Below are 24,168 nucleotides of genomic sequence, written 5' to 3'. Positions count from 1 at the left end.
ACACAACCGAGGATCTATGGCAGAGAAAAAACCGGAGCTACAGCGTGGGCTGGAAGCTCGTCATATTGAACTGATAGCGCTGGGCGGCACTATCGGCGTGGGCCTGTTTATGGGCTCCGCAAGTACGCTCAAATGGGCAGGCCCTTCCGTATTACTGGCGTATATTATCGCCGGGCTGTTTGTCTTCTTCATTATGCGTTCCATGGGTGAAATGCTCTTCCTGGAGCCGGTAACCGGCTCTTTCGCCGTTTACGCGCACCGTTATATGAGCCCGTTCTTCGGCTATCTGACCGCCTGGTCATACTGGTTTATGTGGATGGCGGTGGGCATCTCAGAAATCACTGCAATAGGGGTCTACGTCCAGTTCTGGTTCCCGGACATGGTCCAGTGGATACCCGCGCTCATTGCCGTGGGGCTGGTGGCGCTGGCAAACCTGGCCGCCGTGCGCCTTTACGGTGAAATTGAGTTCTGGTTCGCAATGATCAAAGTCACCACGATTATCGTGATGATTGTCGTCGGCCTGGGCGTGATTTTCTTCGGCTTTGGCAACGGTGGACACGCTATCGGCTTTGGCAACCTGACCGAAAACGGCGGCTTCTTCGCCGGCGGCTGGAAGGGATTCCTGACGGCGCTGTGTATCGTTGTGGCCTCGTATCAGGGCGTGGAGCTGATCGGTATTACCGCCGGTGAAGCGAAAAACCCGCAGGTCACGCTGCGTAGCGCGGTAGGCAAAGTGCTGTGGCGTATCCTGATTTTCTATGTGGGCGCGATCTTCGTCATCGTGACCATCTTCCCGTGGAACGAAATTGGCACGACCGGTAGCCCGTTTGTATTAACCTTCGCCAAAATTGGTATCACGGCGGCGGCGGGTATCATCAACTTTGTGGTCCTGACGGCTGCGTTGTCTGGCTGTAACAGCGGGATGTACAGCTGCGGGCGTATGCTCTATGCGCTCTCGAAGAACAACCAACTGCCTGCGGCGATGAGCAAAGTCTCACGTGCTGGCGTGCCGGTGGCGGGGGTCGCGGTCTCCATTGTGATCCTGCTGATTGGCTCTTGCCTGAATTACATCATTCCTAACCCGCAGCGCGTGTTCGTTTACGTCTACAGCGCCAGCGTACTGCCGGGGATGGTGCCGTGGTTTGTTATCCTCATTAGCCAGCTGCGTTTCCGTCAGGCGCATAAAAAGGCGATTGAAAGCCACCCGTTCCGCTCAATTCTGTTCCCCTATGCGAACTATTTGACGATGGCGTTCCTGATTTGCGTATTAATCGGGATGTACTTTAATGAAGATACTCGCATGTCGCTGTTTGTCGGGGTGATCTTCCTTGCGGCTGTAACGGCTGCATATAAGCTTTTTGGCCTGGGTCGCCGTGCCACCACGCATAAAGTGGAGGAATAAGCGGCAAAATGTGCAAACCATAACCAAACGCGCATTTTTTTCAAAAAAGCACTAGACAGCGGGGACGGAGGTACGTAATATCCAGCCCCGCAACGGCGCTAAGCGCCCGTAGCTCAGCTGGATAGAGCGCTGCCCTCCGGAGGCAGAGGTCTCAGGTTCGAATCCTGTCGGGCGCACCATTTACCCGGTGCTGGAGCTGCGGTGGTCTGAGAAGTAGTCAGTACCGCGTGAGTTAAGAATACAGTGGTGGCTATAGCTCAGTTGGTAGAGCCCTGGATTGTGATTCCAGTTGTCGTGGGTTCGAATCCCATTAGCCACCCCATTATTTGAAAGAGTTGTGAATTGCGAAGGTGGCGGAATTGGTAGACGCGCTAGCTTCAGGTGTTAGTGTCCTTTGGATGTGGGGGTTCGAGTCCCCCCCCTCGCACCACGACTTTTTAAATGAATTGAACTAAAAATTCAAAAAAGCAGTACATCGGCGAGTAGCGCAGCTTGGTAGCGCAACTGGTTTGGGACCAGTGGGTCGGAGGTTCGAATCCTCTCTCGCCGACCAATTTTGAACCCCGCTTCGGCGGGGTTTTTTGTTTTCTGCGATTCTTCATCCCTGTCGTCATTCCCCAACAACGTCCTTTTTCATTGTCGCAATCCAGCGACATGCAACTTGTTGAAATTTAAATAAATAACTATTTATGGGTTTTGCTGTCTCCTCCTGACGACATATTTCTGCGTTTACCGATATGTTGTAGAGATTAAGACGGCGCTCAACAGCATAATTTCCTTTTATCTTAAAATGTTGCGTCATGTAAAAGTTCTGGGTGTCATGTTGGCACGTTACGTGCAATAATATACGCGTAGATGCTCATTCCATCTCTTATGTTCGCCTTAGTGCCTCATAAACTCAGGAATGACGCAGAGCCATTTACGGTGCTTATCGTCCACTGACAGATGTCGCTTCGGCCTCATCAGACACCATGGACATAACGTTGAGTGAAGCACCAAATATGTTGTCTTACAGACCTGTTTTAACGCCTGCTTTTATAGCAGGCGTTTTTTTATGCCTTATTCCCGATACCCACGCATGATCAGGGCGACCACCAGCAGGGCGGCTGACGAGACCGTATAGAGCGCCAGCACTGAGCCAAGCCCAACTGCCACCATCGCTGTAATACCAGTGAAAAGAGAGGCGCTGAGCGTTTGCCAGCGCCAGGCTTTACTGCTGGCCGACGCGGTTTGCGTGATATGAAAACTGCTAAGTACGCCAAACGTGCCGGCCGCGAAGAGAACGTTCGAGGCCAGATGCGCGATAAAGATCATGCCCAGCGCAAATGCCATCCACCCGGACAATAACGGCAGCATTCCATAAGCGGCCAGAAAGATACCGAGACAAACGATGATTCGCGGGGTGCGAGCGGCAAAGCGCGTCAGGCTCTCTTTTTTTAGGAGCATGGGGCCGCAAAGTTGTCCCATGCTCCTTGCGAAAAGCAGAGGCAGGGCAAGACCCGCCGCATCCTGAGGATGGAGCTGCTGCGCCAGGGCCGGAAGTAGCGCCATAGCCGGTGAGCCGACGGCCGCCAGCGCCGGCAGAATGAGCAGGCTGCGCTTTTGCCGAACGGTCAACCTCCGCCAGCGCAGTGGCGCGGGGGCTGTCTCTTCTCCGGGGAGCGGTAGCAATGGCGCAGAAAACCGGCGTCCAGCCAGCCACAGCAGTAACAGCGACCCGAGAAAGCTGGCGGCATCAATAGCCAGCAAGGTAAACACTGAGGTCTGCTTGAACAGCACCACGCCGAGTCCGGTACCTAATAACACCTGAGAAGCAAAAATCACATTTTCCAGACAGGTCGCAGCAGGCAGCTCTGCTTCGCTAAGTCCACGCTTAAAGAGCATTGTCATTGCGGGCCAGCTCATCCCGCTGAGCAGCGCTTCGGTAGATTGCACGGCGAGTAGCGAGGCAATGCTGTGATAACCCGCCCCGAGCAGGGGGAAGAGCAGGGCGAGCAATCCCAGCCCCTCGGTCAGTATCAGCAGGAATACTGGAGAATAGCGCGAGCACAGCTTTTCGCCGATCGTGCTGCCGATGAATCCCGGAACCGTAGCGAAAAGAAAAGCGAGGGTTAGCAGGGCGGGCGGGGCCGACCACGCTAACAGTAAACCAAAGACCACGACCTGGGTTAAACCATTTCCCAGCGAAGAGAAGATAAAAGCACAGGCAAGCAGGCGCAGCCAGCGGTGGCAGCGCAGCGCTTCAATAAGCGCATACAAAAGCGAGTTCATGAAGATTTCCTTTCAAAAACGATTTAATCCACGCTGCAGAAAGTGCGCGTGTGTGAAAAAAGGTTAATGAAAAGACATCGTTACATTGGCGGATTCGTTTGCAGATGTGGATGTAAAGAATGTAGCAGGAGAAAGGCGATAAAAAAAGGAGGCCGTCTGGCCTCCTTTTTATTTACTGTTGCGTACCGTTGTTTTGCAGCGTCAATAGCAACCCATCTCGCCGCATGGCAGCTGCCTCTTCCGGCTTATGCTGCTTGTCCAGCGTATCGGCAAGCCATGCGTAGTCAAAGGCATCCGGACGCTGTTTCAGCGCCGCGCGGAAGGCGAGGCTCGCCTCCTGCCATTCTCCGTGCTTCATCAGCGATTGACCAAGCGTGCTCCACAGCAGCGGGCGGTCACCGACGGTTTTAATCTGCTGACGCAGTATTTTTTCGATTTGCTCAGGGTTATTGGTTTTCAGGCGTGGGATCACCATCACCAGACGATCGTCGTACTGGCGCTTCAGACCGTCGAGAAGAATTTCCTGAGCCGTGTCATGGTCGTCACATTCAATAAGATGTTCCGCCATGGCAACCTGCAGAGGAACCTGCTGGCGCGTTTTACGGCTCTGATTCTTCCACCACGTTTTCAGACCGTCGCTGCCCAGGTCGGCGCGCGCCTGATCCATCAGGCCAATCCATGCCAGACGCTGAAGTTCATCACGATGTTCATCGTCGCCTACCTCGGCCTTCGCCATTGACGGAATGATGTCCAGCAGTGAACCCCAGGCGCCGGTACGAATATAGGCCTGCTCGGCAAGACGCAGCACTTCCGGATGGCGTGGCGCGACTTCCAGCAGGCGATCGATACCGTGGCGAGCCGCGTGATTTTCATTGCGCGCCAGCTGCAGACGAACGCGCGTGATTTCTACCGGAATCGGGTCACCGTGAGCCAGCTCTGCCGCCCGCTCCAGATGCTGATTGGCACGGGCTTCGTCACCGCGCTGCTGCGCCGCTTCGGCTGCGAGCAGATAATTCACCACCGGCTGTTCGGCGTGGTCGGCGTTTTTCGACATCAGCTTTTCAACCTGCTGATAGTCACCCTCGGCAAGCTTAAGCAGCGCCTGTTCGGTCTGCTTACGGGCGCGGCGACGTTTGCGGCCAACGAACCAGCCGCGCGTGTGGGCACCGGTGCGGAAAATACGGCGCAGGATCCACTCGATCGCAAACAGCACCACCACGCCGAGGATCAGAATGATCGTCAGGCCCGTTACGCTGGTTTCGATATTGTAGTTATCGGTCTGGATCAGGACGTAGCCCTGATGACCCGCAAGCATGGGGCCCAGCACGATCCCGGCAATCAGCAGGACGAAGAGTAAGAGGACTTTTAGCATCATTACTCTCCCTGCGGTGCGCTTTCAGACGCGGGTGCGGAAGCAGGAGCGGCTGCCGCTCCGCCCGACGGCTCTGCCGGCACGCCCGGCTGCGCCAGCAGGTTACGTACGCGCGTCTGCATCAGTTTCTCCAGAATCGGCTGGCTGGCCAGCTTATCCGGCACGTTCATGGTGATGTTCTGCTGGCTCAGCTTATCAATGTCTTCGAGGAAGGCGGTGGTCGTCGCATCATCGGTGTTGTAGTAGGCGCGTACCCACGTTGAGACGTTATCCAGCGCCTGTTTGTAGGTCTCTTCCTGATGACGCGGCACGGCCTGCGCCGCCACCAGCAGGCGGGAACGAATGTTCTCGCGCAGATAGATATCCTGATTCGGCGCCAGCAGCGGCACGGCGGTTTCGTCGCGACGGCGGATAGTGATGAAGCTGTCCATAAAGTTCTGCCAGCTTTTCTGCAGGTTTATGCGCCATTCGCTCAGGGAGCTGGAAAGCTCGGTACCGTCGGAATCCATCGGGGAGTCGTCGTCGTTATTATCCGCCAGCTGCAGGTTATCAATCTGATTCGAAAGCTGGTTCACCTTGAGGATAATGCCGTCGTAATCCACCTGCGAGACGGCGGAGAGGCTGGCGATATCTTCGGTGATCGCGCGACGGGCAGCGATGAGGCTCGGGTCGTTCATGTCTGCCAGGCTCGCATCGGCGCTTTTCAGCAGCGCGGCGGCAGTGGTGACGTCCTGATCGCTCCAGAGCTTACGTCCGGCGAGCTTCACCAGGAAGTCAGCCTGCGAGAGCAGCCAGGTTTTGGCATCGGTGCCGGAAATCGTGGCGACTTTCTGCTGCACGTCGCCCAGCTGTTTGGTCAGATCTTCCTGTTTGCTGTTCGCTTCGGCAAGCGCGGCGGCCTGCTGCTTAATCACCGCTTCCAGCTCGGTTTTCTGCGACTCCTGCGCTTTTTGCAGGGCGGTGAGCTGATTCACCAGCGCATCGCTGGTGGACGTTTGGTTAGCACCCTGTTGCTTCACCAGACCGTACAGGCCCACCCCTGCTGCCAGCGCAATGGCGATGGCAATCGCGCTCAGCGTGAGGCTCGTTTTGTTGCTGCCGTTTTTCTTCTCAGCGGTTTTCTCTGTCGTCTCTGGCTGTGGCGTCGTCTCCACAGTCTCCCTGGTCTCTTCAACCACGGCGGAGGATTTGTCGTGTTCCGTCATTATGGCTTCCCATTTGAGAGTTATTGTAATGCGCGCAGCAGCGCATCGTTGTCGGCGTTATCAGCGATCCGAATATCCTGCCAGCCCAGTTCCCGGGCCTGGTTCGCCAGACGCTCACTGACGACCAGAAGCCGACAGCGGAGTAACCAGTTTTCGCGATACCAAAGCGGTATCAGCGACCAAAGCTGTTGTAACATTTCACCGCTGGTGACCACCAGCGTATTAATGCCGCGCGCGTGCCAGCGCATCGCCTCTTCCGCGCCATCGTAGTGTTTTGCACAGCGCTGATAGCACTCAATGAACGTCACGTCTGCACCACGCTCACGCAGCGTTTCGCCCAGCAGTTCGCGGCCACCGTTACCGCGCAAAACGAGCGCACGCTTTCCGGCAACAGTTTGTAATTCAGGTAATTGTAGCAAGACTTCGCTGATTTCCCGATCTAACGGGTAACGAACGTCCGCGCTGCTTACGGTATGCAGCGCCAGTGCCGTTGTGCGGCCAATCGCGAAATAGCGGGGGGCGGTTGGCCAGGCCAAACCCTGCTGTTGCAGCCGCGCGTGGGCAAATTCCACGGCATGTTGCGACAGCGCAAACAGCAGGTCGCCTTCCTGAAGGGTATTCATCTGGTCGGCGAGCGCAGAGAGCTCCCGACCGGGGGAGAATTCAATGAGCGGAAAACTCCAGGCCACCTGCCCCAGTGCGCGCAGACGGCTCACTAACTGCTCTCCTGCGGGAGAAGGGCGGGTGACGAGAATACTCATGCAGGGGGCTCTCCATTATAAACGTCAGCCAGAATCTCGCGGGCGCCGTTATCCAGCAGTTCTTCAGCCAGCGACACGCCAAGCTGCTCGGCATCTTGCGCTTTACCGCGACGTTCGCCGCGTACCATCTGCGAACCGTCAGGGGCGCCCACTAGCGCGCGCAGCCACAGTTCACCTTCTGTTAATTCAGCATAGCTGCCAATCGGTACCTGGCATCCCCCTTCGAGGCGGGTATTCATTGCACGCTCGGCTTTTACGCGAATAGCGGTCTCGTCATGGTTCAGCGGTGCCAGCAGTTCGCGGGTACGCACATCGTCCAGACGGCACTCGATGCCGACGGCTCCCTGGCCCACGGCCGGGAGCGACAGCTCGGGCGGCATCGCCACGCGAATGCGCGACTCCAGCCCCAGACGCTTCAGGCCGGCAACGGCAAGAATAATGGCATCGTACTCGCCGTTATCCAGCTTGCCCAGACGCGTGCCGACGTTACCGCGCAGCGAGCGAATGATCAGGTCAGGACGACGTTCTGCGAGCTGACACTGACGGCGTAAACTGGACGTGCCAACCACGCTACCTTCTGGTAGCGCGTCGAGGGAGTCATAGTGGTTAGAGACAAACGCATCGCGCGGATCTTCGCGCTCGCAGATGGTCACCAGCCCCAGCCCTTCAGGGAACTCGACGGGCACGTCTTTCATCGAATGTACGGCGATATCGGCGCGGTTCTCAAGCAATGCCAGTTCCAGTTCTTTGACAAACAGGCCTTTGCCGCCCACTTTCGCCAGGGGCGTATCGAGGATCACGTCACCGCGCGTGACCATCGGCACCAGCTCGACGCGCAATCCACTGTGGCAGGCTTCAAGGCGCTGCTTCACATAATGTGCCTGCCAGAGCGCGAGAGGGCTTTGGCGTGTGGCAATTCTCAAAACATTGTCTAACATGCTTGTTACCGTCATTATCAATCGCTAACCATCCTAACATTGTTGACTCTGGGATGGCAGTTTTACGGTTGATGAAGCGTGAGAGGGACAAGGCGGCGTATTCGTCAGCCATAGCCGTATTCAGGAATTTACACGTACAGAACGGTGCTACACTTGTATGTAGCGCATCTTTCTTTACGGTCAACCGGCAAGGTGTTAAATTGATCACGTTTTAGACCATTTTTTCGTCGCTACCACCAAAAATGATAAGGGCGAAAAAGGGTAACGGTTATCTTTTTGAAATACTGCGGGCCCGCTGTTATTCGTGTTTTGAATAGCTTGCGCCTCCCGGAAACATCAGGCGATACGTCTTGTACCTCTATATTGAGACTCTGAAACAGAGACTGGATGCCATAAATCAACTGCGTGTGGATCGCGCGCTTGCTGCCATGGGCCCTGCTTTCCAGCAGGTATACAGTCTGCTGCCGACATTATTGCACTATCACCATCCGCTGATGCCTGGCTACCTTGACGGTAACGTTCCCCAGGGCATTTGCCTTTTCACGCCTGATGAAACCCAACAGCATTACCTGAACGAGCTGGAACTCTACCGCGGCATGCCGCCACAGGAGTCCCCGAAAGGTGAACTGCCGATTACCGGCGTTTACTCTATGGGGAGCACCTCATCGGTAGGGCAAAGCTGTTCTTCGGACCTGGACATCTGGGTCTGTCATCAGTCCTGGCTCGATAACGACGAGCGTCAGCTGCTGCAGCGCAAGTGCAGCCTGCTGGAGAGCTGGGCGGCCTCGCTCGGTGTGGAAGTGAGCTTCTTCCTGATTGATGAAAACCGTTTCCGCCATAACGAAAGCGGCAGTCTGGGGGGTGAGGACTGCGGCTCGACTCAGCACATCTTATTGCTGGATGAATTTTACCGTTCTGCTGTGCGTCTGGCCGGGAAGCGTATTCTGTGGAATATGGTCCCGTGCGAAGAAGAAGAGCATTACGATGACTACGTCATGTCGCTTTACGCGCAGGGCGTACTGACGCCAAACGAATGGCTGGACCTCGGCGGTCTGAGCTCTCTGTCAGCCGAAGAGTATTTTGGCGCAAGCCTCTGGCAGCTCTATAAAAGTATCGACTCACCGTACAAAGCGGTGCTGAAAACGCTGCTGCTGGAAGCCTATTCCTGGGAATACCCCACGCCGCGCCTGCTGGCGAAAGATATCAAGCAGCGTTTGCACGACGGGGAGATCGTCTCCTTCGGTCTGGACGCCTACTGCATGATGCTGGAGCGCGTGACCGAATACCTGAAAGCCATTGATGACACCACGCGTCTTGACCTGGTGCGTCGATGTTTCTATCTCAAAGTCTGTGAGAAATTGAGCCGCGAGCGCGCCTGCGTGGGCTGGCGTCGTGAAGTGGTCAGTCAGTTAGTGAAAGAGTGGGGATGGGACGAAGCGCGTCTGTCCATGCTCGACAACCGGGCCAACTGGAAAATCGATCAGGTGCGTGAAGCGCACAACGAACTGCTCGATGCGATGATGCAAAGCTACCGTAACCTGATCCGCTTTGCGCGCCGTAACAACCTCAGCGTTTCCGCCAGCCCGCAGGACATCGGGGTCTTGACCCGTAAGCTGTACGCCGCGTTTGAAGCGCTGCCGGGTAAAGTCACCCTGGTTAACCCGCAGATTTCGCCAGACCTGTCAGAACCAAACCTGACCTTTATCTACGTGCCGCCGGGCCGCGCAAACCGCACCGGGTGGTATCTGTATAACCGTGCGCCAAGCATGGATTCGATCGTCAGCCATCAGCCGCTGGAATATAACCGCTACCTGAACAAGCTGGTGGCCTGGGCCTGGTTTAACGGCCTGCTGACCTCGCGCACGCGCCTGTTTATCAAAGGCAACGAGGTGGTTGATCTCGCTAAGCTGCAGGAGATGGTCGCGGATGTGTCGCACCACTTCCCGCTGCGTCTGCCTGCCCCAACGCCGAAAGCGCTCTACAGCCCGTGCGAGATTCGCCATCTGGCGATTATCGTCAACCTGGAATACGACCCGACGGCGGCCTTCCGCAATCAGGTGGTTCACTTTGACTTCCGCAAGCTGGACGTCTTTAGCTTTGGCGAGCAGCAAAACTGCCTGGTGGGCAGCGTGGACCTGCTGTACCGCAACTCGTGGAACGAAGTGCGTACCCTGCATTTCAACGGCGAGCAGGCGATGATCGAAGCGCTGAAAACCATTCTCGGCAAGATGCACCAGGATGCCGCACCGCCGGACAGCGTTGAAGTGTTCTGCTACAGCCAGCATCTGCGCGGTTTAATTCGTACCCGCGTGCAGCAGCTGGTTTCTGAATGTATCGAGCTGCGTCTCTCCAGTACCCGTCAGGAAACCGGGCGCTTTAAAGCGCTGCGCGTCTCCGGCCAGACCTGGGGCCTGTTCTTCGAGCGCCTGAACGTGTCGGTACAGAAGCTGGAAAACGCCATCGAGTTCTACGGCGCGATTTCACACAACAAGCTGCATGGCCTGTCGGTGCAGGTGGAAACCAACCACGTTAAGCTGCCGCAGGTGGTGGACGGATTCGCCAGTGAAGGGATCATTCAGTTCTTCTTTGAAGAGTCGGGCGAGGACGCCGGGTTCAACATCTATATTCTGGATGAGACCAACCGCGCCGAGGTGTATCACCACTGTGAAGGCAGTAAAGAGGAGCTGGTGCGCGACGTCAGCCGCTTCTACTCCTCTTCGCATGACCGTTTCACCTACGGCTCAAGCTTTATCAACTTTAACCTGCCGCAGTTCTACCAGATCGTGAACGTCGAAGGTCGTACGCAGGTGATCCCGTTCCGGACCCAGGCCGTAACGCCTGCCGTGCCTGCCAATCAGGAAACCGCGCCGCTGTTGCAGCAGTATTTCTCCTGAGCCTTTTCGCCGGGTGGCGCTGACGCTTACCCGGCCCACGGTCCGAGCCGTTGTAGGCCCGGTAAGGCGTAGCCGCCACCGGGCAACAAAACTACCTGAAACTCACAGCCTCACCCGCCTGCGCCGTCGCCGCCTGTTCCAGCAGATCCCAGAACGGTACCCCGCTACGGTCGCAAACCCATTCCCCGTCTTTCAGATCGAAATGATAGCCGCCCTGTTTAGCGGCCAACCAGACCTGGTGAAGCGGCTCCTGGCGGTTAATAATAATTTTGCTGCCATTTTCGAAGCTCAGGGTCAGAATGCCGCCGTTGATTTCACAATCGATATCGCTGTCGCCGTCCCAGTCGTCAAGACGCTCTTCGATGGTCATCCACAGGTTGTCGGCAAGGCGATGGAATTCACTGTCGTTCATGGTTTTGTTCCTGTTTTTCGTGATGCCGGCAGTATAACCCTAAATAATTCCCGTTGCAGGAAAGCGGCAAACTCTTGCTTTTGTGTCTTCTCCTGCGATGATAGAAACAGATTTGAACTTACGGGCAACTTTATAATGAAAAACGCTTTCCGAACGCTTGCCGTTCTCATCACGCTGTTTAGCCTGACTGGCTGCGGACTGAAGGGACCACTTTACTTCCCACCTGAGGATAAAACCGCGCCGCCGCCGACGAAACCCGTGCAAAGCGGTATTGAGTCTACCACGCCAAATACTAACGATCGTGGCGACAACGGTGGCCCGACTCAGGTTAATCTCTGACGAAAACGTTCTGTACCCGCGCAATGGAGCAAATGATGCAGTTCTCTAAAATGCATGGCCTTGGCAACGATTTTATGGTCGTCGACGCGGTAACGCAGAATGTGTTTTTCTCCCCGGAACTGATCCGTCGCCTGGCGGACCGGCATCTGGGCGTGGGGTTCGATCAGCTGCTGGTGGTCGAGCCACCGTACGATCCCGACCTTGATTTCCACTACCGTATTTTTAATGCGGACGGCAGCGAAGTTAACCAGTGCGGCAACGGCGCGCGCTGTTTTGCCCGCTTTGTCCGCCTGAAAGGGCTGACCAACAAGCGTGATATTCGCGTCAGCACGGCCAATGGTCGCATGGTGCTCAGCGTCACCGATGATGAATTGGTGCGCGTGAACATGGGCGAGCCAAACTTCGAGCCCTCCGTCGTGCCGTTTCGCGCAAACAAAGCGGAAAAGACCTATATTATGCGTGCGGCCGAGCAGACAGTATTGTGCGGCGTCGTCTCAATGGGTAACCCACACTGCGTGATTCAGGTTGATGATGTGGAAACCGCGGCGGTCGAAACGCTCGGCCCGGTGCTGGAAAGCCACGAACGTTTCCCTGAGCGCGCAAACATCGGCTTTATGCAGGTGGTGCAGCGCGAACACATTCGCCTGCGGGTTTACGAGCGCGGCGCGGGCGAGACTCAGGCCTGCGGAAGCGGCGCCTGTGCTGCGGTGGCCGTGGGCATCTCTCAGGGGTTACTGGCAGAAGAGGTTCGCGTTGAGTTACCGGGCGGTCGGCTTGATATCGCCTGGAAAGGACCGGGTCATCCACTGTACATGACTGGCCCGGCGGCACATGTCTATGACGGGTTTATCCATCTATGAAACAACCAGGGGAAGAACTGCAGGAAACAGTGACGGAGCTGGACGACAGAGCTGTTGTTGATTATCTGCTGCGCAATCCTGAGTTTTTTATTCGCAATGCACGCGTCGTCGAAGAGATGCGCGTGCCGCATCCGGTTCGCGGGACCGTGTCGCTGGTCGAATGGCACATGGCGCGCTCGCGCAACCACATCAATCAGCTTGAAGAGAACATGACGCTGCTGATGGAGCAGGCCAGCACCAACGAAAGCCTGTTTTATCGACTGCTGAATCTGCAGGCGCGTCTGGCGTCGGCGCACAGCCTCGACGAGTTCCTCAGCCGTTTTCACCGCTGGGCCCGGGAGCTGGGGCTGGCAGGCGCAACGATTCGTCTGTTCCCTGACCGCTGGCGCATTGGCGCGCCGTCGGGGTTTACCCATCTGGCGCTCAGCCGTCAGGCGTTTGAACCGCTGCGCATTCAGCGTCTGGGCCATGAACACCACTATCTGGGGCCGCTAAACGGGCCAGAGCTGCTGGTGGTATTACCGGAAGCCAAAGCGATTGGCTCGGTAGCGATGTCGCTGATGGGGCGCGATGGCGATCTGGGGGTCATGTTATTTACCAGCCGCGACGCGCATCACTATGAGCAGGGGCAAGCCACGCACCTGCTGCAGGAGATCGCCCTGATGCTCCCCGAGCTTCTGGAGCGCTGGATTGAGCGCGTATGACGGACGGACTGCTCGCCACTGACGTCTCGCGCTTTCTGCGCTATCTGGGCGTGGAGCGTCAGCTTAGCCCCATTACCCTGCTCAACTACCAGCGTCAGCTTGATGCCATCATGCAGATTGCCGACGAAATCGGCCTGAAAAGCTGGCAACAATGTGACGCTGCGACGGTACGCGGGTTCGTCGTGCGTAGCCGTAAAAAAAATCTCAGCCCGGCGAGCCTGGCACTCAGGCTCTCAGCGCTGCGCAGTTTCTTCGACTGGCTGGTCAGCCAGGGGGGCTTAAAAGCCAACCCGGCAAAGGGGATCGCCACGCCGAAGGCGCCGCGCCATCTGCCTAAAAATATCGACGTCGACGACGTAAACCGCCTGCTGGATATCGACTTTAACGATCCGCTGGCCGTGCGTGACCGCGCGATGCTGGAGGTGATGTACGGTGCCGGGCTGCGTCTGTCAGAGCTGGTTAATCTTGATATAAAACACCTCGATCTGGAGTCCGGTGAAGTGTGGGTGATGGGCAAGGGCAGCAAAGAGCGCCGCCTGCCGATTGGCCGCAATGCGGTCTCCTGGATTGAGCACTGGCTTGACCTGCGCGGGCTGTTTGGCACCGAAGAGGATGCGCTGTTCCTGTCGAAACTTGGCAAACGGATCTCGGCGCGTAACGTGCAGAAGCGCTTTGCGGAGTGGGGCATTAAGCAGGGGCTGAACAGCCACGTTCACCCGCACAAGCTGCGCCACTCCTTTGCGACACACATGCTTGAGTCGAGCGGCGATCTGCGCGGCGTGCAGGAACTGCTGGGCCACGCAAATCTGTCGACCACTCAAATCTATACTCACTTAGACTTCCAACACCTTGCCTCGGTGTATGACGCGGCGCATCCACGCGCCAAACGGGGGAAATAATGCGTTTTTACCGCCCACTTGGTCAGATCTCAGCCCTGACGTTTGACCTTGATGACACCCTTTATGACAACCGCGAGGTGATCCTGCGTACCGAGCAGGAGTCGCTGGCGTTTGTGCAGAACTACCATCCCGCGCTGAAAGCGATACAGAACAAGGACTTTCAGAAGCTGCGTCAGTCCCTGCGTGAGACCGAGCCTGACATTTACCACGACGTGACCGAATGGCGTCGTCGTGCGGTTGAGCAGGCGATGCTCAACGTGGGCCTGAGCGGGCAGGACGCGGCCATCGGGGCCGAAGCGGCAATGGAAAACTTCGCCAAATGGCGCAGCCGTATCGACGTGCCGCAGGAGACCCACGAGACGCTGGCGAAGCTTGCTGAAAAGTGGCCGCTGGTGGCCATCACCAACGGCAATGCCCAGCCCGAGCTGTTTGGCCTCAGCGATTACTTTGAATTTGTGCTGCGCGCAGGCCCTCACGGGCGCGCGAAGCCGTTCAGCGATATGTACCATCTGGCGGCGGATAAACTTAACCTGCCGCTGGGTAACATTCTGCACGTGGGGGATGACCTGACCACGGACGTGGCCGGGGCTATCCGCTGCGGCATGCAGGCCTGCTGGATCAAGCCGGAAAACGCCGACCTGATGACCACGCTGGACAGCCGTCTTCTGCCGCACGTGGAAATTTCACGGTTGGCATCCCTCACGACGCTGATATAATCACCAGTAATATTGTATAAATTACCAGGGGTTTGCAGTTGTAGGCCCGGTAAGCGAAGCGCCACCGGGCGTTTTGCTGTGTTCCTGAATACTATGTGACGGTGCCAATGGACGTTTCTTACCTGCTCGACAGCCTTAATGACAAACAGCGTGACGCGGTTGCCGCCTCGCGCACCAACATGCTGGTGCTGGCTGGGGCGGGCAGTGGTAAGACGCGCGTGCTGGTTCACCGTATCGCCTGGCTGCAAAGCGTGGAGAACTGCTCTCCGTACTCCATCATGGCGGTGACGTTTACCAACAAGGCGGCGGCAGAGATGCGCCACCGTATTGCCCAGCTGATGGGCACCAGCCAGGGCGGCATGTGGGTCGGTACCTTCCACGGTCTGGCGCACCGCCTGCTGCGCGCGCACCATATGGACGCCAACCTGCCGCAGGATTTCCAGATCCTCGACAGCGAAGACCAGCTCCGCTTGCTGAAGCGCCTGATCAAGGCGATGAACCTCGACGAGAAGCAGTGGCCGCCGCGTCAGGCAATGTGGTACATCAACGGCCAGAAAGACGAGGGGCTGCGTCCGCACCACATTCAGAGCTTCGGCAACCCGGTCGAGCAGACCTGGCAGAACGTCTACAAGGCCTATCAGGAAGCGTGCGATCGCGCCGGTCTGGTGGATTTCGCCGAGCTGCTGCTCCGCGCCCACGAGCTGTGGCTCAACAAGCCGCATATCCTGCAGCACTACCGTGAACGCTTTACCAATATCCTGGTGGACGAGTTCCAGGATACCAACAACATCCAGTACGCGTGGATCCGCCTGCTGGCCGGCGATACCGGCAAGGTGATGATCGTGGGCGATGATGACCAGTCGATTTACGGCTGGCGCGGGGCGCAGGTAGAAAACATCCAGCGCTTCCTCAACGATTTCCCCGGCGCGGAAACCATCCGTCTGGAGCAGAACTACCGTTCAACCAGCAACATCCTGAGCGCGGCCAACGCCCTGATTGAGAACAACAACGGGCGTCTGGGTAAAAAGCTGTGGACCGACGGCGTCGATGGCGAACCGATTTCGATTTACTGCGCCTTCAACGAGCTTGACGAAGCCCGCTTCGTGGTGAACCGCATTAAAACCTGGCAGGACAACGGCGGCGCGCTGGAGCAGTGCGCCATTCTCTATCGCAGCAACGCCCAGTCGCGCGTGCTGGAAGAGGCGCTCCTGCAGGTGAGCATGCCGTACCGCATTTACGGCGGCATGCGATTCTTCGAACGTCAGGAGATCAAAGATGCGCTCTCGTATCTGCGCCTGATAGCTAACCGCAACGACGACGCGGCGTTTGAACGCGTGGTCAACACGCCGACCCGCGGGATTGGCGACCGCACGCTGGACGTGGTGCGGCAGGCCTCGCGCGATCGCCAGCTCACGCTGTGGCAGGCGTGCCGCGAGCTGCTGCAGGAAAAAGCCCTCGCCGGACGTGCCGCCAGCGCATTACAGCGCTTCCTTGAGCTAATTGACGCCCTGGCGCAGGAAACTGCCGACATGCCGCTGCACGTGCAGACCGACCGGGTGATTAAAGACTCCGGCCTGCGCACTATGTACGAGCAGGAAAAGGGCGAGAAGGGCCAGACCCGTATTGAGAACTTAGAGGAACTGGTGACGGCAACGCGCCAGTTCAGCTACAACGAAGAAGACGAAGACCTGATGCCGCTGCAGGCGTTCCTCTCCCACGCCGCGCTGGAAGCGGGTGAGGGGCAGGCGGACACCTGGCAGGATGCGGTTCAGCTGATGACCCTGCACTCCGCCAAAGGCCTGGAGTTCCCGCAGGTGTTTATCGTTGGCATGGAAGAGGGGATGTTCCCGAGCCAAATGTCGCTGGATGAAGGTGGCCGTCTGGAAGAGGAGCGTCGTCTGGCCTACGTGGGCGTGACGCGCGCGATGCAAAAGCTGACGCTAACCTACGCCGAAACCCGACGTCTGTACGGTAAAGAGGTTTATCACCGTCCGTCGCGCTTTATCGGCGAACTGCCGGAGGAGTGCGTGGAAGAGGTGCGTCTGCGGGCGAGCATCAGCCGTCCGGTCAGCCATCAGCGCATGGGTTCGCCGATTGCGGAAACCGACACCGGCTACAAGCTGGGCCAGCGCGTGCGCCATTCGAAGTTTGGCGAAGGCACCATTGTGAATCTGGAAGGTAGCGGCGAGCACAGCCGTCTGCAGGTGGCGTTCCAGGGGCAGGGTATCAAATGGCTGGTGGCGGCCTATGCGAAGCTGGAAACAGTCTAACATTCAGAAAAATATCATTATTTTGTAATAATCTGCTAGCCTTATACATTGAAGGTCAATTAATGCCCTTCAGCGTTCCGTTGCGTGTTGACGCCACAGTTATAGCTGGCGTAACATGCGCGCACGATTACGCTAAGAGGACATTCGCCTTGGACACACCCAGTAGATACTGGCTCAATTCCCTGTCATCCAGGAACAACTCCTAAGGCTATCTCCTCTTGCTGATGGCCTTAGTGGTTGTCAGCGACCTGTATTATTCCCGTCGCGCTGAGTCAGGCTGTTTAATGGTCTGAAACCCAATTTGTTTCTGTGTGCCCACCGAACTGTCCGATATTTTTTGCATTGGGAGTCCCGGTCATGTTGAGCGCATTTCAACTCGAAAATAACCGACTGACTCGGCTTGAAGCCGAAGAGTCACAGCCCCTCATTGATGCCGTATGGGTGGATCTGGTCGAGCCGGACGACGATGAGCGCCTTCGCGTACAATCTGAGCTGGGGCAAAGCCTGGCAACCCGCCCGGAACTGGAAGACATCGAAGCATCCGCGCGTTTTTTTGAAGACGAAGACGGTCTGCATATTCACTCCTTCTTCTTCTTTGAAGATGCGGAAGACCACGCGGGTAACTCCACCGTGGCGTTTACCATTCGCGACGGCCGTCTGTTTACCCTGCGCGAGCGCGAGCTGCCGGCATTCCGTCTCTACCGCATGCGCGCCCGCAGCCAGGCGATGGTGGACGGTAACGCGTACGAGCTGCTGCTCGATCTGTTCGAGACCAAAATTGAACAGCTGGCGGACGAAATTGAAAACATCTACAGCGACCTGGAAAAGCTGAGCCGCGTGATCATGGAAGGCCATCAGGGCGATGAGTACGATGAAGCGCTCTCCACGCTGGCGGAGCTGGAAGATATCGGCTGGAAGGTGCGCCTGTGTCTGATGGATACCCAGCGCGCGCTGAACTTCCTGGTGCGCAAGGCGCGTCTGCCGGGCGGTCAGCTGGAGCAGGCGCGTGAAATCTTACGAGATATCGAATCCCTGCTGCCGCACAACGAATCTCTGTTCCAGAAGGTGAACTTCCTGATGCAGGCGGCGATGGGCTTTATCAACATCGAGCAGAACCGCATCATCAAGATCTTCTCGGTGGTGTCCGTGGTGTTCCTGCCGCCGACGCTGGTGGCATCCAGCTACGGGATGAACTTTGAGTTTATGCCGGAGCTGAAGTGGAGCTTTGGTTACCCGGGGGCGATTATCTTTATGATCCTCGCGGGGCTGGCGCCGTATCTGTACTTTAAGCGTCGTAACTGGCTGTAAAAATCTGGCGGGTGGCGCTGCGCTTACCCGCCCTACGATCGAATTCCCTCTCCCTGTGGGAGAGGGTTAGGGTGAGGGCAACATCACAGCCCTTTGCGCACCCTGCGCTGGGTATAAATCGCATCCGCGACGAAAATCGCCAGCGCCACCCAGATAAAGGCGAACGTCACCATCTTATCCGCACCCGGCACTTCGCCGTAAAACACCACTGCCAGCAGGAACATCAGCGTCGGGCCAATGTACTGGAAGAAGCCCAGCGTGGAGAGACGCAGACGCGTCGCCGCACCGGTGAAGCACAGCAGAGGAATGGTGGTCACCACGCCCGCCGCCATCAGCATCAGGTTCAGCGACCACGGGTTACTGCCCATATGGCTGGTGGCGCTGTCGGCGATGCCGAAGAGATAAATCGCCGCCACGGGCAGCAGCCACAGGGTTTCAAACAGCATCCCCGTCTGCGCTTCCACCGCAATCTTCTTACGCACCAGGCCGTAGAAGGCAAAGCTGAACGCCAGACCGAGAGCGATAATCGGCAGCGAGCCGAAGGTCCAGAGCTGCACCAGTACGCCGCAGAAGGCCAGAATCACCGCCACCCACTGCATCCGGCGGAAGCGCTCACCGAGGAAAATCATCCCCAGCACGATGTTCACCAGCGGGTTAATGAAGTAGCCCAGGCTCGCTTCGAGCATGTGATGGTTATTCACCGCCCAGATAAACAGCAGCCAGTTGCCGCCAATCAGCACCGCTGAAAGCGCCAGCAGGAAGACCTTTTTAGGGGTTTTAAACAGCGTTTTGACGCCCGACCACTGACGGCTGAGGCTCATCAGCGCAATCATAAAGAAGAACGACCAGATAACGCGGTGAGTCAGGATCTCATCGGCCGGAACGTAGGCGATAAGCTTGAAATACGCCGGGGCAATACCCCAAATAAAATAAGCGGCAAGGGCGAGTAAAACGCCCTGCCGCGTCTGTTTAGCATCCATCGGGAAAATCCGTTACAAAGAAGTGAACTAATTTTACCCGATTTTGCCGTATCAACCCACCATATAAGTGGCGGTTGCGCTGGCGATATACACCTGTTCTTCGTTGTGTAACTCAACGCGCGCCACGGCCACTTTATTCCCCGCGCGCAGCAGGCTGCTGGAACAGGTAAAGCGATTTCCGCGCCCCGGGCGAAGGTAGTCGACGCGCAAATCAATGGTGCCCATGCGCGCCAGACGCTGGCGGAGTTCGTCTTCGTTAATGGTGTCATGGCGGGTCAGCGTACTGCCCACGCAGACCAGACCTGCCGCCACGTCCAGCGCGGAGGCGATCACGCCGCCGTGCAAAATACTTTGCGCCCAGTTACCCACCATCATCGGCTGGTTGTTGAAGCTCAGCTGGGCGAAGTCTTTCTCGTAACGCTCCAGCTCCAGTCCCAGCGCACGGTTAAACGGCATATGGTAAACAAAAATCTCGCCCACGAGTTTTAACACTTCTTCGGCGGTAAGCATGGCTGACATGAGGCATCACATCCTTATTGTTAACGAAATGTTGATTTTATGCCTCGGCAACAAGGAATTCCACTTTCAGAAACGAGGATGCAGCAGTTGTCGCAGAAGTCTGTAGAATGTCCGCCACATAACTATTCAGCTAATTTTACTCTTTTGCAGGAGAACACCACCGATGCGGACGTATCTGGCCTGGTTACTGGCGGCGGTTGCGCTGCCCCTCACAGCATATGCGCAGGAAGCGACGATCAAAGAGGTGCATGATAAACCTGCCGTTCACGGCAGCATTATCGCGAACCTTCTTCAGGAGCATGACAATCCGTTCACGCTCTATCCGTATGACACCAACTACGTGATTTACACCCAGACCAGCGATCTCAACAAAGAGGCGATAAGCTCCTATAACTGGTCTGATAATGCGCGTAAAGATGAGGTGAAGTTCCAGCTCAGCCTCGCGTTCCCGTTCTGGCGCGGTATTCTGGGGCCGAACTCGGTGCTCGGGGCGTCTTACACGCAGAAATCCTGGTGGCAGCTCTCTAACAGCGGCGAGTCCTCACCGTTCCGTGAAACGAACTACGAGCCGCAGCTGTTCCTCGGTTTTGCAACGGATTATGAGTTTGCGGGCTGGACGCTGCGTGACGTCGAAGTGGGCTTTAACCACGATTCCAACGGCCGCTCTGACCCTACCTCGCGCAGCTGGAACCGTGCCTATACGCGCCTGATGGCGCAGAATGGTAACTGGATGGTGGAAGTGAAGCCGTGGTATGTGGTGGGCGAAACCGATGACAACCCGGATATCACCAAATATATGGGCTACTATCAGCTCAAAGTCGGCTACCAGTTAGGTGATGCCGTGCTCAGCGCCAAAGGCCAGTACAACTGGAACACCGGCTACGGTGGTGCGGAAGTGGGCTTAAGCTATCCAATGACGAAGCATGTCCGCATCTATACGCAGGTGTATAGCGGTTACGGCGAGTCGCTTATCGATTACAACTTCAACCAGACCCGCGTCGGCGTGGGCGTGATGCTGAACGATATTCTCTAGGCTGCTCGAATGTTTTTGCGTTAAACGTTGAAGTTTCTCTCTCAGGCGCTGAAAATAGCGCCTGTTTCATTTCAGGCATATGGGGTTAACGTGGCGCAGGCGGAAGTATTGAATCAGGAGTCGCTGGCTAAACAGGTTTTGCATGAAACCTTTGGCTACCAGCAGTTCCGCCCCGGCCAGGAAACCATCATTGAAACGGTGCTGGAAGGTCGTGATTGCCTGGTGGTGATGCCGACCGGCGGCGGTAAGTCCCTCTGTTATCAGGTGCCTGCGCTGGTGCTTAACGGCCTGACGGTCGTGGTATCCCCTCTCATTTCGCTGATGAAAGACCAGGTTGACCAGCTGCTCGCCAACGGCGTGGCGGCAGCCTGTCTTAACTCCACGCAAACCCGGGAGCAGCAGCAAGAGGTGATGGCCGGGTGCCGCACCGGACAGATCCGCCTGCTGTATATCGCCCCGGAACGCCTGATGCTGGATAACTTCCTCGACCATCTTGCGCACTGGAACCCGGTGCTGCTGGCGGTAGATGAAGCGCACTGTATTTCCCAGTGGGGCCACGATTTCCGCCCGGAATACGCTGCTCTCGGCCAGCTGCGTCAACGCTTCCCCGAGCTGCCGTTTATGGCGCTCACCGCCACGGCGGATGACACCACGCGGCTGGATATCGTTCGTCTGCTCGGGCTGAACGACCCCTATATTCAGGTCAGCAGTTTCGACCGCCCCAACATCCGCTATATGCTGATGGAAAAGTTCAAGCCGCTGGATCAGCTCTTACGTTACGTGCAGGAGCAGCGCGGCAAGTCCGGCATCATCTACTGCAACAGCCGCGCGAAGGTGGAAGACACCGCCGCGCGTCTGCAAAACCGCGGCTTTAGCGCCGCCGCGTATCATGCCGGGTTAGAGAACCACATCCGCGCCGACGTGCAGGAGAAATTCCAGCGCGACGACCTGCAAATCGTCGTCGCGACGGTGGCGTTCGGAATGGGCATCAACAAGCCGAACGTGCGCTTTGTGGTGCATTTCGACATCCCGCGCAATATCGAATCCTACTATCAGGAAACCGGCCGCGCCGGGCGTGATGGCCTGCCTGCGGAAGCGATGCTGTTTTACGATCCGGCGGACATGGCGTGGCTGCGCCGCTGTCTGGAAGAGAAACCGCAGGGACAGCTGCAGGATATCGAGCGCCACAAGCTCAACGCGATGGGCGCGTTTGCCGAAGCGCAAACCTGCCGCCGTCTGGTGCTGCTCAACTACTTTGGTGAAGGGCGCCAGGAGCCGTGCGGCAACTGCGATATCTGCCTGGATCCGCCGAAACAGTACGATGGCCTGATGGACGCGCGTAAGGCGCTCTCGACCATTTACCGTGTGAACCAGCGCTTCGGGATGGGCTACGTGGTGGAAGTGCTGCGCGGCGCGAATAACCAGCGTATCCGCGACATGGGGCATGACAAGCTGCCGGTCTACGGTATTGGCAAGGAGCAAAGCCACGAGCACTGGGTGAGTATCATTCGCCAGCTGATCCACCTCGGCTTCGCCACGCAGAACATTGCCCAGCACTCCGCGCTTCAGCTTACGGAGGCCGCTCGCCCCGTTCTGCGTGGTGAAATTGAACTCAAGCTCGCCGTGCCGCGCGTCATCGCCCTGAAGCCGCGCGTGATGCAGAAATCCTACGGCGGCAACTACGACCGCAAGCTGTTCGCCAAACTGCGCAAGCTGCGTAAAGCCATCGCCGACGAAGAAAACATCCCGCCTTACGTGGTGTTCAACGACGCGACGCTGATTGAGATGGCCGAGCAGATGCCGCTCAGCGCCAGCGAGATGCTCAGCGTCAACGGCGTGGGGACGCGCAAGCTGGAGCGCTTCGGTAAAGAGTTTATGGCGCTCATCCGCTCTCACGCCGATGGTGATGATGAGGAGTAGTCAGCCGGGCGAAAAAGTGCCAGGATGATGACTCACTGAATTATTTCCCCGCGAGTTAATTATGTTGATGCTATTTCTCACCGTGGCGTTAGTGCACATCGTTGCGCTGATGAGCCCCGGCCCAGACTTTTTCTTCGTATCACAAACGGCCGTCAGCCGCTCCCGCAAAGAGGCGATGATGGGCGTGCTCGGTATCACCATGGGCGTTATGGTCTGGGCGGCCGTTGCGCTGCTCGGTCTGAACCTTATCCTGGCGAAGATGGCCTGGCTGCATAACATCATTATGGTCGGCGGCGGGCTGTACCTGTGCTGGATGGGCTACCAGATGCTGCGCGGTGCGCTGAAGAAAGAAGAGAAAAAACCGGAAGAGCCAAAGGTGGAGCTGGCAACGGGCGGCCGCAGCTTTGTAAAAGGGCTGCTGACCAATCTGGCGAACCCAAAAGCGATTATCTATTTCGGCTCGGTGTTCTCGCTGTTTGTCGGCGATAGCGTCGGTGCGGGCGCACGCTGGGGCATCTTCCTGCTGATCGTCGTTGAAACCTTTGCCTGGTTTACCATCGTGGCCAGCCTGTTCGCCTTACCGGCGATGCGCCGCGGCTACCAGCGTATCGCGAAGTGGATTGACGGCTTCGCCGGCGCGCTGTTCGCCGGCTTCGGCATTCATCTCATCATTTCTCGCTAAGCATGACGCGCTGACGCAAGCAGCGCGCCAACTAGCATAAACAGCGAGCCAAAGACTTTATTCAGGGCCTTCATCTGCTTAGGCCCTTTAATCCACGCCGCAATTCGCTGTGCCAGCGTCGCGTAACCAATCATCACGATGATATCGACGATAATGGTGGTCGCGCCCAGCACCACGTACTGCATCACCTGAGGCTGATGTGGCACGATAAACTGCGGGAACAGCGCGGCGAGGAAAACGATGCTCTTCGGGTTGGTCAGGTTGACGAACACCGCGCGCTTAAACAGATGGCCGCGGTTTTGCGTCTGAGCGAGCGTATTCAGGTTGATGGAGCCTGCCGCGCGCCACTGCTGGATACCGAGCCAAATCAGATACGCTGCCCCGGCCCATTTCAGCACCTCAAAGGCCAGCACGGAGCGGGAGAACAGGGTCCCCAGACCAATCCCGACCAGCACAATGTGAATGCCCAGCCCGGTCTGCAAACCGGCAATCGACGCCGCCGCACCGCGATAGCCGTGGTTGATGGAGGTGGTCATGGTGTTAATGGCGCCCGAGCCCGGTGAAAGACTAAGGATGATGGATGTCAGCAGGTAAGCGAACCACCACTCGAAGGTCATTTGAAACTCCCGAATCGTCTGTTTTTATGCCACAATACGCTATTGTTGAGTCATTTTGTGACCGGT

At 57.2% G+C, this 24,168-nt stretch carries 23 protein-coding genes and 4 tRNA genes; 17 read left to right on the top strand and 10 right to left on the bottom strand.

Annotation, left to right across the window (positions count from 1 at the left end):
- Positions 1-16: 16 nt before the first annotated feature.
- From AB8846_RS21505 to AB8846_RS21485, 5 genes are all read left to right on the top strand, one after another.
- Entirely contained in the window at positions 17-1,402 is a 1,386-nt protein-coding gene (locus tag AB8846_RS21505; RefSeq protein ID WP_063145028.1) for an amino acid permease, read from the top strand.
- A 102-nt stretch (positions 1,403-1,504) separates the two neighbouring features.
- Positions 1,505-1,581, top strand: a tRNA-Arg gene (locus AB8846_RS21500).
- Positions 1,582-1,648: 67 nt separating this feature from the next.
- Positions 1,649-1,724, top strand: a tRNA-His gene (locus tag AB8846_RS21495).
- A 22-nt stretch (positions 1,725-1,746) separates the two neighbouring features.
- Positions 1,747-1,832: transfer RNA gene (locus AB8846_RS21490), tRNA-Leu, on the top strand.
- A 46-nt stretch (positions 1,833-1,878) separates the two neighbouring features.
- Positions 1,879-1,955 (top strand) — tRNA-Pro (locus tag AB8846_RS21485).
- 57 nt (positions 1,956-2,012) lie between these two features.
- Here AB8846_RS21485 and AB8846_RS21480 read toward each other — a convergent pair.
- The 6 genes from AB8846_RS21480 to hemC all read right to left on the bottom strand — a co-directional run bounded on the left by AB8846_RS21480 (position 2,013) and on the right by hemC (position 7,949).
- The gene (locus AB8846_RS21480) at positions 2,013-2,204 is read right to left on the bottom strand and encodes a hypothetical protein (RefSeq protein ID WP_370733642.1); all 192 of its coding nucleotides are present in this window, start codon (positions 2,202-2,204) and stop codon (positions 2,013-2,015) included.
- A 257-nt stretch (positions 2,205-2,461) separates the two neighbouring features.
- Complete coding sequence (locus tag AB8846_RS21475) at positions 2,462-3,673, bottom strand: hypothetical protein (protein WP_063145027.1); 1,212 nt, start codon at positions 3,671-3,673, stop codon at positions 2,462-2,464.
- A 172-nt stretch (positions 3,674-3,845) separates the two neighbouring features.
- Positions 3,846-5,045 (bottom strand): protoheme IX biogenesis protein HemY, encoded by a 1,200-nt coding sequence (gene hemY, locus AB8846_RS21470; RefSeq protein ID WP_063145046.1) that lies wholly within the window; start codon positions 5,043-5,045, stop codon positions 3,846-3,848.
- A 2-nt stretch (positions 5,046-5,047) separates the two neighbouring features.
- Positions 5,048-6,250 (bottom strand): uroporphyrinogen-III C-methyltransferase, encoded by a 1,203-nt coding sequence (hemX, locus tag AB8846_RS21465; protein WP_370733641.1) that lies wholly within the window; start codon positions 6,248-6,250, stop codon positions 5,048-5,050.
- Between the two features lie 20 nt (positions 6,251-6,270).
- Positions 6,271-7,011 (bottom strand): uroporphyrinogen-III synthase, encoded by a 741-nt coding sequence (hemD, locus tag AB8846_RS21460; RefSeq protein ID WP_370733640.1) that lies wholly within the window; start codon positions 7,009-7,011, stop codon positions 6,271-6,273.
- On the bottom strand, positions 7,008-7,949 hold the full coding sequence (hemC, locus tag AB8846_RS21455) for a hydroxymethylbilane synthase (RefSeq protein WP_063145024.1): 942 nt from the start codon (positions 7,947-7,949) through the stop codon (positions 7,008-7,010). The genes hemD and hemC overlap by 4 nt, the downstream gene beginning before the upstream one ends.
- Positions 7,950-8,299: 350 nt before the next feature.
- On the opposite strand from hemC, the gene cyaA reads away from it, so the two are divergent.
- Positions 8,300-10,843: a class I adenylate cyclase gene (cyaA, locus tag AB8846_RS21450; protein ID WP_370733639.1), complete on the top strand. Its 2,544-nt coding sequence runs from the start codon at positions 8,300-8,302 to the stop codon at positions 10,841-10,843.
- A gap of 91 nt (positions 10,844-10,934) precedes the next feature.
- Here the strand turns inward: cyaA and cyaY are convergent, their stop codons facing one another.
- On the bottom strand, positions 10,935-11,255 hold the full coding sequence (gene cyaY, locus AB8846_RS21445; protein ID WP_023333807.1) for an iron donor protein CyaY: 321 nt from the start codon (positions 11,253-11,255) through the stop codon (positions 10,935-10,937).
- 135 nt (positions 11,256-11,390) lie between these two features.
- On the opposite strand from cyaY, the gene AB8846_RS21440 reads away from it, so the two are divergent.
- The 8 genes from AB8846_RS21440 to corA all read left to right on the top strand — a co-directional run bounded on the left by AB8846_RS21440 (position 11,391) and on the right by corA (position 18,351).
- On the top strand, positions 11,391-11,594 hold the full coding sequence (locus tag AB8846_RS21440) for a lipoprotein (RefSeq protein WP_047059117.1): 204 nt from the start codon (positions 11,391-11,393) through the stop codon (positions 11,592-11,594).
- 35 nt (positions 11,595-11,629) lie between these two features.
- Positions 11,630-12,454 (top strand): diaminopimelate epimerase, encoded by an 825-nt coding sequence (gene dapF, locus AB8846_RS21435; RefSeq protein WP_063145022.1) that lies wholly within the window; start codon positions 11,630-11,632, stop codon positions 12,452-12,454.
- Entirely contained in the window at positions 12,451-13,158 is a 708-nt protein-coding gene (locus tag AB8846_RS21430; RefSeq protein WP_063145021.1) for a DUF484 domain-containing protein, read from the top strand. Before dapF ends, AB8846_RS21430 begins: the two co-directional genes overlap by 4 nt.
- Entirely contained in the window at positions 13,155-14,057 is a 903-nt protein-coding gene (gene xerC, locus AB8846_RS21425) for a tyrosine recombinase XerC (protein ID WP_370733638.1), read from the top strand. The genes AB8846_RS21430 and xerC overlap by 4 nt, the downstream gene beginning before the upstream one ends.
- Complete coding sequence (gene yigB / locus AB8846_RS21420) at positions 14,057-14,773, top strand: 5-amino-6-(5-phospho-D-ribitylamino)uracil phosphatase YigB (RefSeq protein WP_370733637.1); 717 nt, start codon at positions 14,057-14,059, stop codon at positions 14,771-14,773. Before xerC ends, yigB begins: the two co-directional genes overlap by 1 nt.
- A gap of 107 nt (positions 14,774-14,880) precedes the next feature.
- Positions 14,881-17,043: a DNA helicase II gene (gene uvrD / locus AB8846_RS21415; RefSeq protein ID WP_033146899.1), complete on the top strand. Its 2,163-nt coding sequence runs from the start codon at positions 14,881-14,883 to the stop codon at positions 17,041-17,043.
- 149 nt (positions 17,044-17,192) lie between these two features.
- Entirely contained in the window at positions 17,193-17,249 is a 57-nt protein-coding gene (ysgD, locus tag AB8846_RS21410; RefSeq protein WP_212743980.1) for a YsgD/CorL family protein, read from the top strand.
- 151 nt (positions 17,250-17,400) lie between these two features.
- The gene (gene corA, locus AB8846_RS21405; RefSeq protein ID WP_008501540.1) at positions 17,401-18,351 is read left to right on the top strand and encodes a magnesium/cobalt transporter CorA; all 951 of its coding nucleotides are present in this window, start codon (positions 17,401-17,403) and stop codon (positions 18,349-18,351) included.
- A gap of 83 nt (positions 18,352-18,434) precedes the next feature.
- Here corA and rarD read toward each other — a convergent pair whose 3' ends face one another.
- Together rarD and yigI are read right to left on the bottom strand one after the other, a co-directional pair.
- Complete coding sequence (gene rarD / locus AB8846_RS21400; protein ID WP_023333804.1) at positions 18,435-19,331, bottom strand: EamA family transporter RarD; 897 nt, start codon at positions 19,329-19,331, stop codon at positions 18,435-18,437.
- A 51-nt stretch (positions 19,332-19,382) separates the two neighbouring features.
- Positions 19,383-19,850, bottom strand: a complete 468-nt coding sequence (gene yigI, locus AB8846_RS21395) for an acyl-CoA thioesterase YigI (protein ID WP_032644790.1) — start codon at positions 19,848-19,850, stop codon at positions 19,383-19,385.
- A 163-nt stretch (positions 19,851-20,013) separates the two neighbouring features.
- On the opposite strand from yigI, the gene pldA reads away from it, so the two are divergent.
- From pldA to rhtC, 3 genes are all read left to right on the top strand, one after another.
- Positions 20,014-20,883: a phospholipase A gene (gene pldA / locus AB8846_RS21390; RefSeq protein WP_023333803.1), complete on the top strand. Its 870-nt coding sequence runs from the start codon at positions 20,014-20,016 to the stop codon at positions 20,881-20,883.
- Positions 20,884-20,973: 90 nt separating this feature from the next.
- Complete coding sequence (gene recQ / locus AB8846_RS21385; RefSeq protein ID WP_370733636.1) at positions 20,974-22,803, top strand: ATP-dependent DNA helicase RecQ; 1,830 nt, start codon at positions 20,974-20,976, stop codon at positions 22,801-22,803.
- A gap of 61 nt (positions 22,804-22,864) precedes the next feature.
- On the top strand, positions 22,865-23,485 hold the full coding sequence (rhtC, locus tag AB8846_RS21380) for a threonine export protein RhtC (protein ID WP_010426287.1): 621 nt from the start codon (positions 22,865-22,867) through the stop codon (positions 23,483-23,485).
- Here rhtC and rhtB read toward each other — a convergent pair.
- Positions 23,482-24,102 carry a homoserine/homoserine lactone efflux protein gene (gene rhtB, locus AB8846_RS21375; protein ID WP_008501533.1) on the bottom strand — a complete coding sequence of 207 codons (621 nt, stop codon included), beginning with the start codon at positions 24,100-24,102 and terminating at the stop codon, positions 23,482-23,484. The genes rhtC and rhtB overlap by 4 nt on opposite strands.
- Positions 24,103-24,168 lie beyond the last annotated feature (66 nt).

This window comes from Enterobacter sp. KB-221C9 (assembly GCF_041320715.1).
Taxonomy (GTDB): Bacteria; Pseudomonadota; Gammaproteobacteria; order Enterobacterales; family Enterobacteriaceae; genus Enterobacter; species Enterobacter asburiae_D.
Note: the sequence above shows the minus strand (reverse complement) of the source record. Positions and strands in the feature narration are given on the sequence as shown.

Coding starts and splice junctions, on each gene's coding strand:
- AB8846_RS21505 (WP_063145028.1), top strand. CDS start 17: ATGGCAGAGAAAAAACCGGAGCTACAGCGTGGGCTGGAAGCTCGTCAT.
- dapF (WP_063145022.1), top strand. CDS start 11,630: ATGCAGTTCTCTAAAATGCATGGCCTTGGCAACGATTTTATGGTCGTC.
- rhtC (WP_010426287.1), top strand. CDS start 22,865: ATGTTGATGCTATTTCTCACCGTGGCGTTAGTGCACATCGTTGCGCTG.
- hemX (WP_370733641.1), bottom strand. CDS start 6,250: ATGACGGAACACGACAAATCCTCCGCCGTGGTTGAAGAGACCAGGGAG.
- AB8846_RS21440 (WP_047059117.1), top strand. CDS start 11,391: ATGAAAAACGCTTTCCGAACGCTTGCCGTTCTCATCACGCTGTTTAGC.
- yigB (WP_370733637.1), top strand. CDS start 14,057: ATGCGTTTTTACCGCCCACTTGGTCAGATCTCAGCCCTGACGTTTGAC.
- xerC (WP_370733638.1), top strand. CDS start 13,155: ATGACGGACGGACTGCTCGCCACTGACGTCTCGCGCTTTCTGCGCTAT.
- cyaY (WP_023333807.1), bottom strand. CDS start 11,255: ATGAACGACAGTGAATTCCATCGCCTTGCCGACAACCTGTGGATGACC.
- rarD (WP_023333804.1), bottom strand. CDS start 19,331: ATGGATGCTAAACAGACGCGGCAGGGCGTTTTACTCGCCCTTGCCGCT.
- AB8846_RS21480 (WP_370733642.1), bottom strand. CDS start 2,204: ATGACGCAACATTTTAAGATAAAAGGAAATTATGCTGTTGAGCGCCGT.
- rhtB (WP_008501533.1), bottom strand. CDS start 24,102: ATGACCTTCGAGTGGTGGTTCGCTTACCTGCTGACATCCATCATCCTT.
- AB8846_RS21430 (WP_063145021.1), top strand. CDS start 12,451: ATGAAACAACCAGGGGAAGAACTGCAGGAAACAGTGACGGAGCTGGAC.
- corA (WP_008501540.1), top strand. CDS start 17,401: ATGTTGAGCGCATTTCAACTCGAAAATAACCGACTGACTCGGCTTGAA.
- uvrD (WP_033146899.1), top strand. CDS start 14,881: ATGGACGTTTCTTACCTGCTCGACAGCCTTAATGACAAACAGCGTGAC.
- hemC (WP_063145024.1), bottom strand. CDS start 7,949: ATGTTAGACAATGTTTTGAGAATTGCCACACGCCAAAGCCCTCTCGCG.
- pldA (WP_023333803.1), top strand. CDS start 20,014: ATGCGGACGTATCTGGCCTGGTTACTGGCGGCGGTTGCGCTGCCCCTC.
- yigI (WP_032644790.1), bottom strand. CDS start 19,850: ATGTCAGCCATGCTTACCGCCGAAGAAGTGTTAAAACTCGTGGGCGAG.
- hemD (WP_370733640.1), bottom strand. CDS start 7,011: ATGAGTATTCTCGTCACCCGCCCTTCTCCCGCAGGAGAGCAGTTAGTG.
- hemY (WP_063145046.1), bottom strand. CDS start 5,045: ATGCTAAAAGTCCTCTTACTCTTCGTCCTGCTGATTGCCGGGATCGTG.
- AB8846_RS21475 (WP_063145027.1), bottom strand. CDS start 3,673: ATGAACTCGCTTTTGTATGCGCTTATTGAAGCGCTGCGCTGCCACCGC.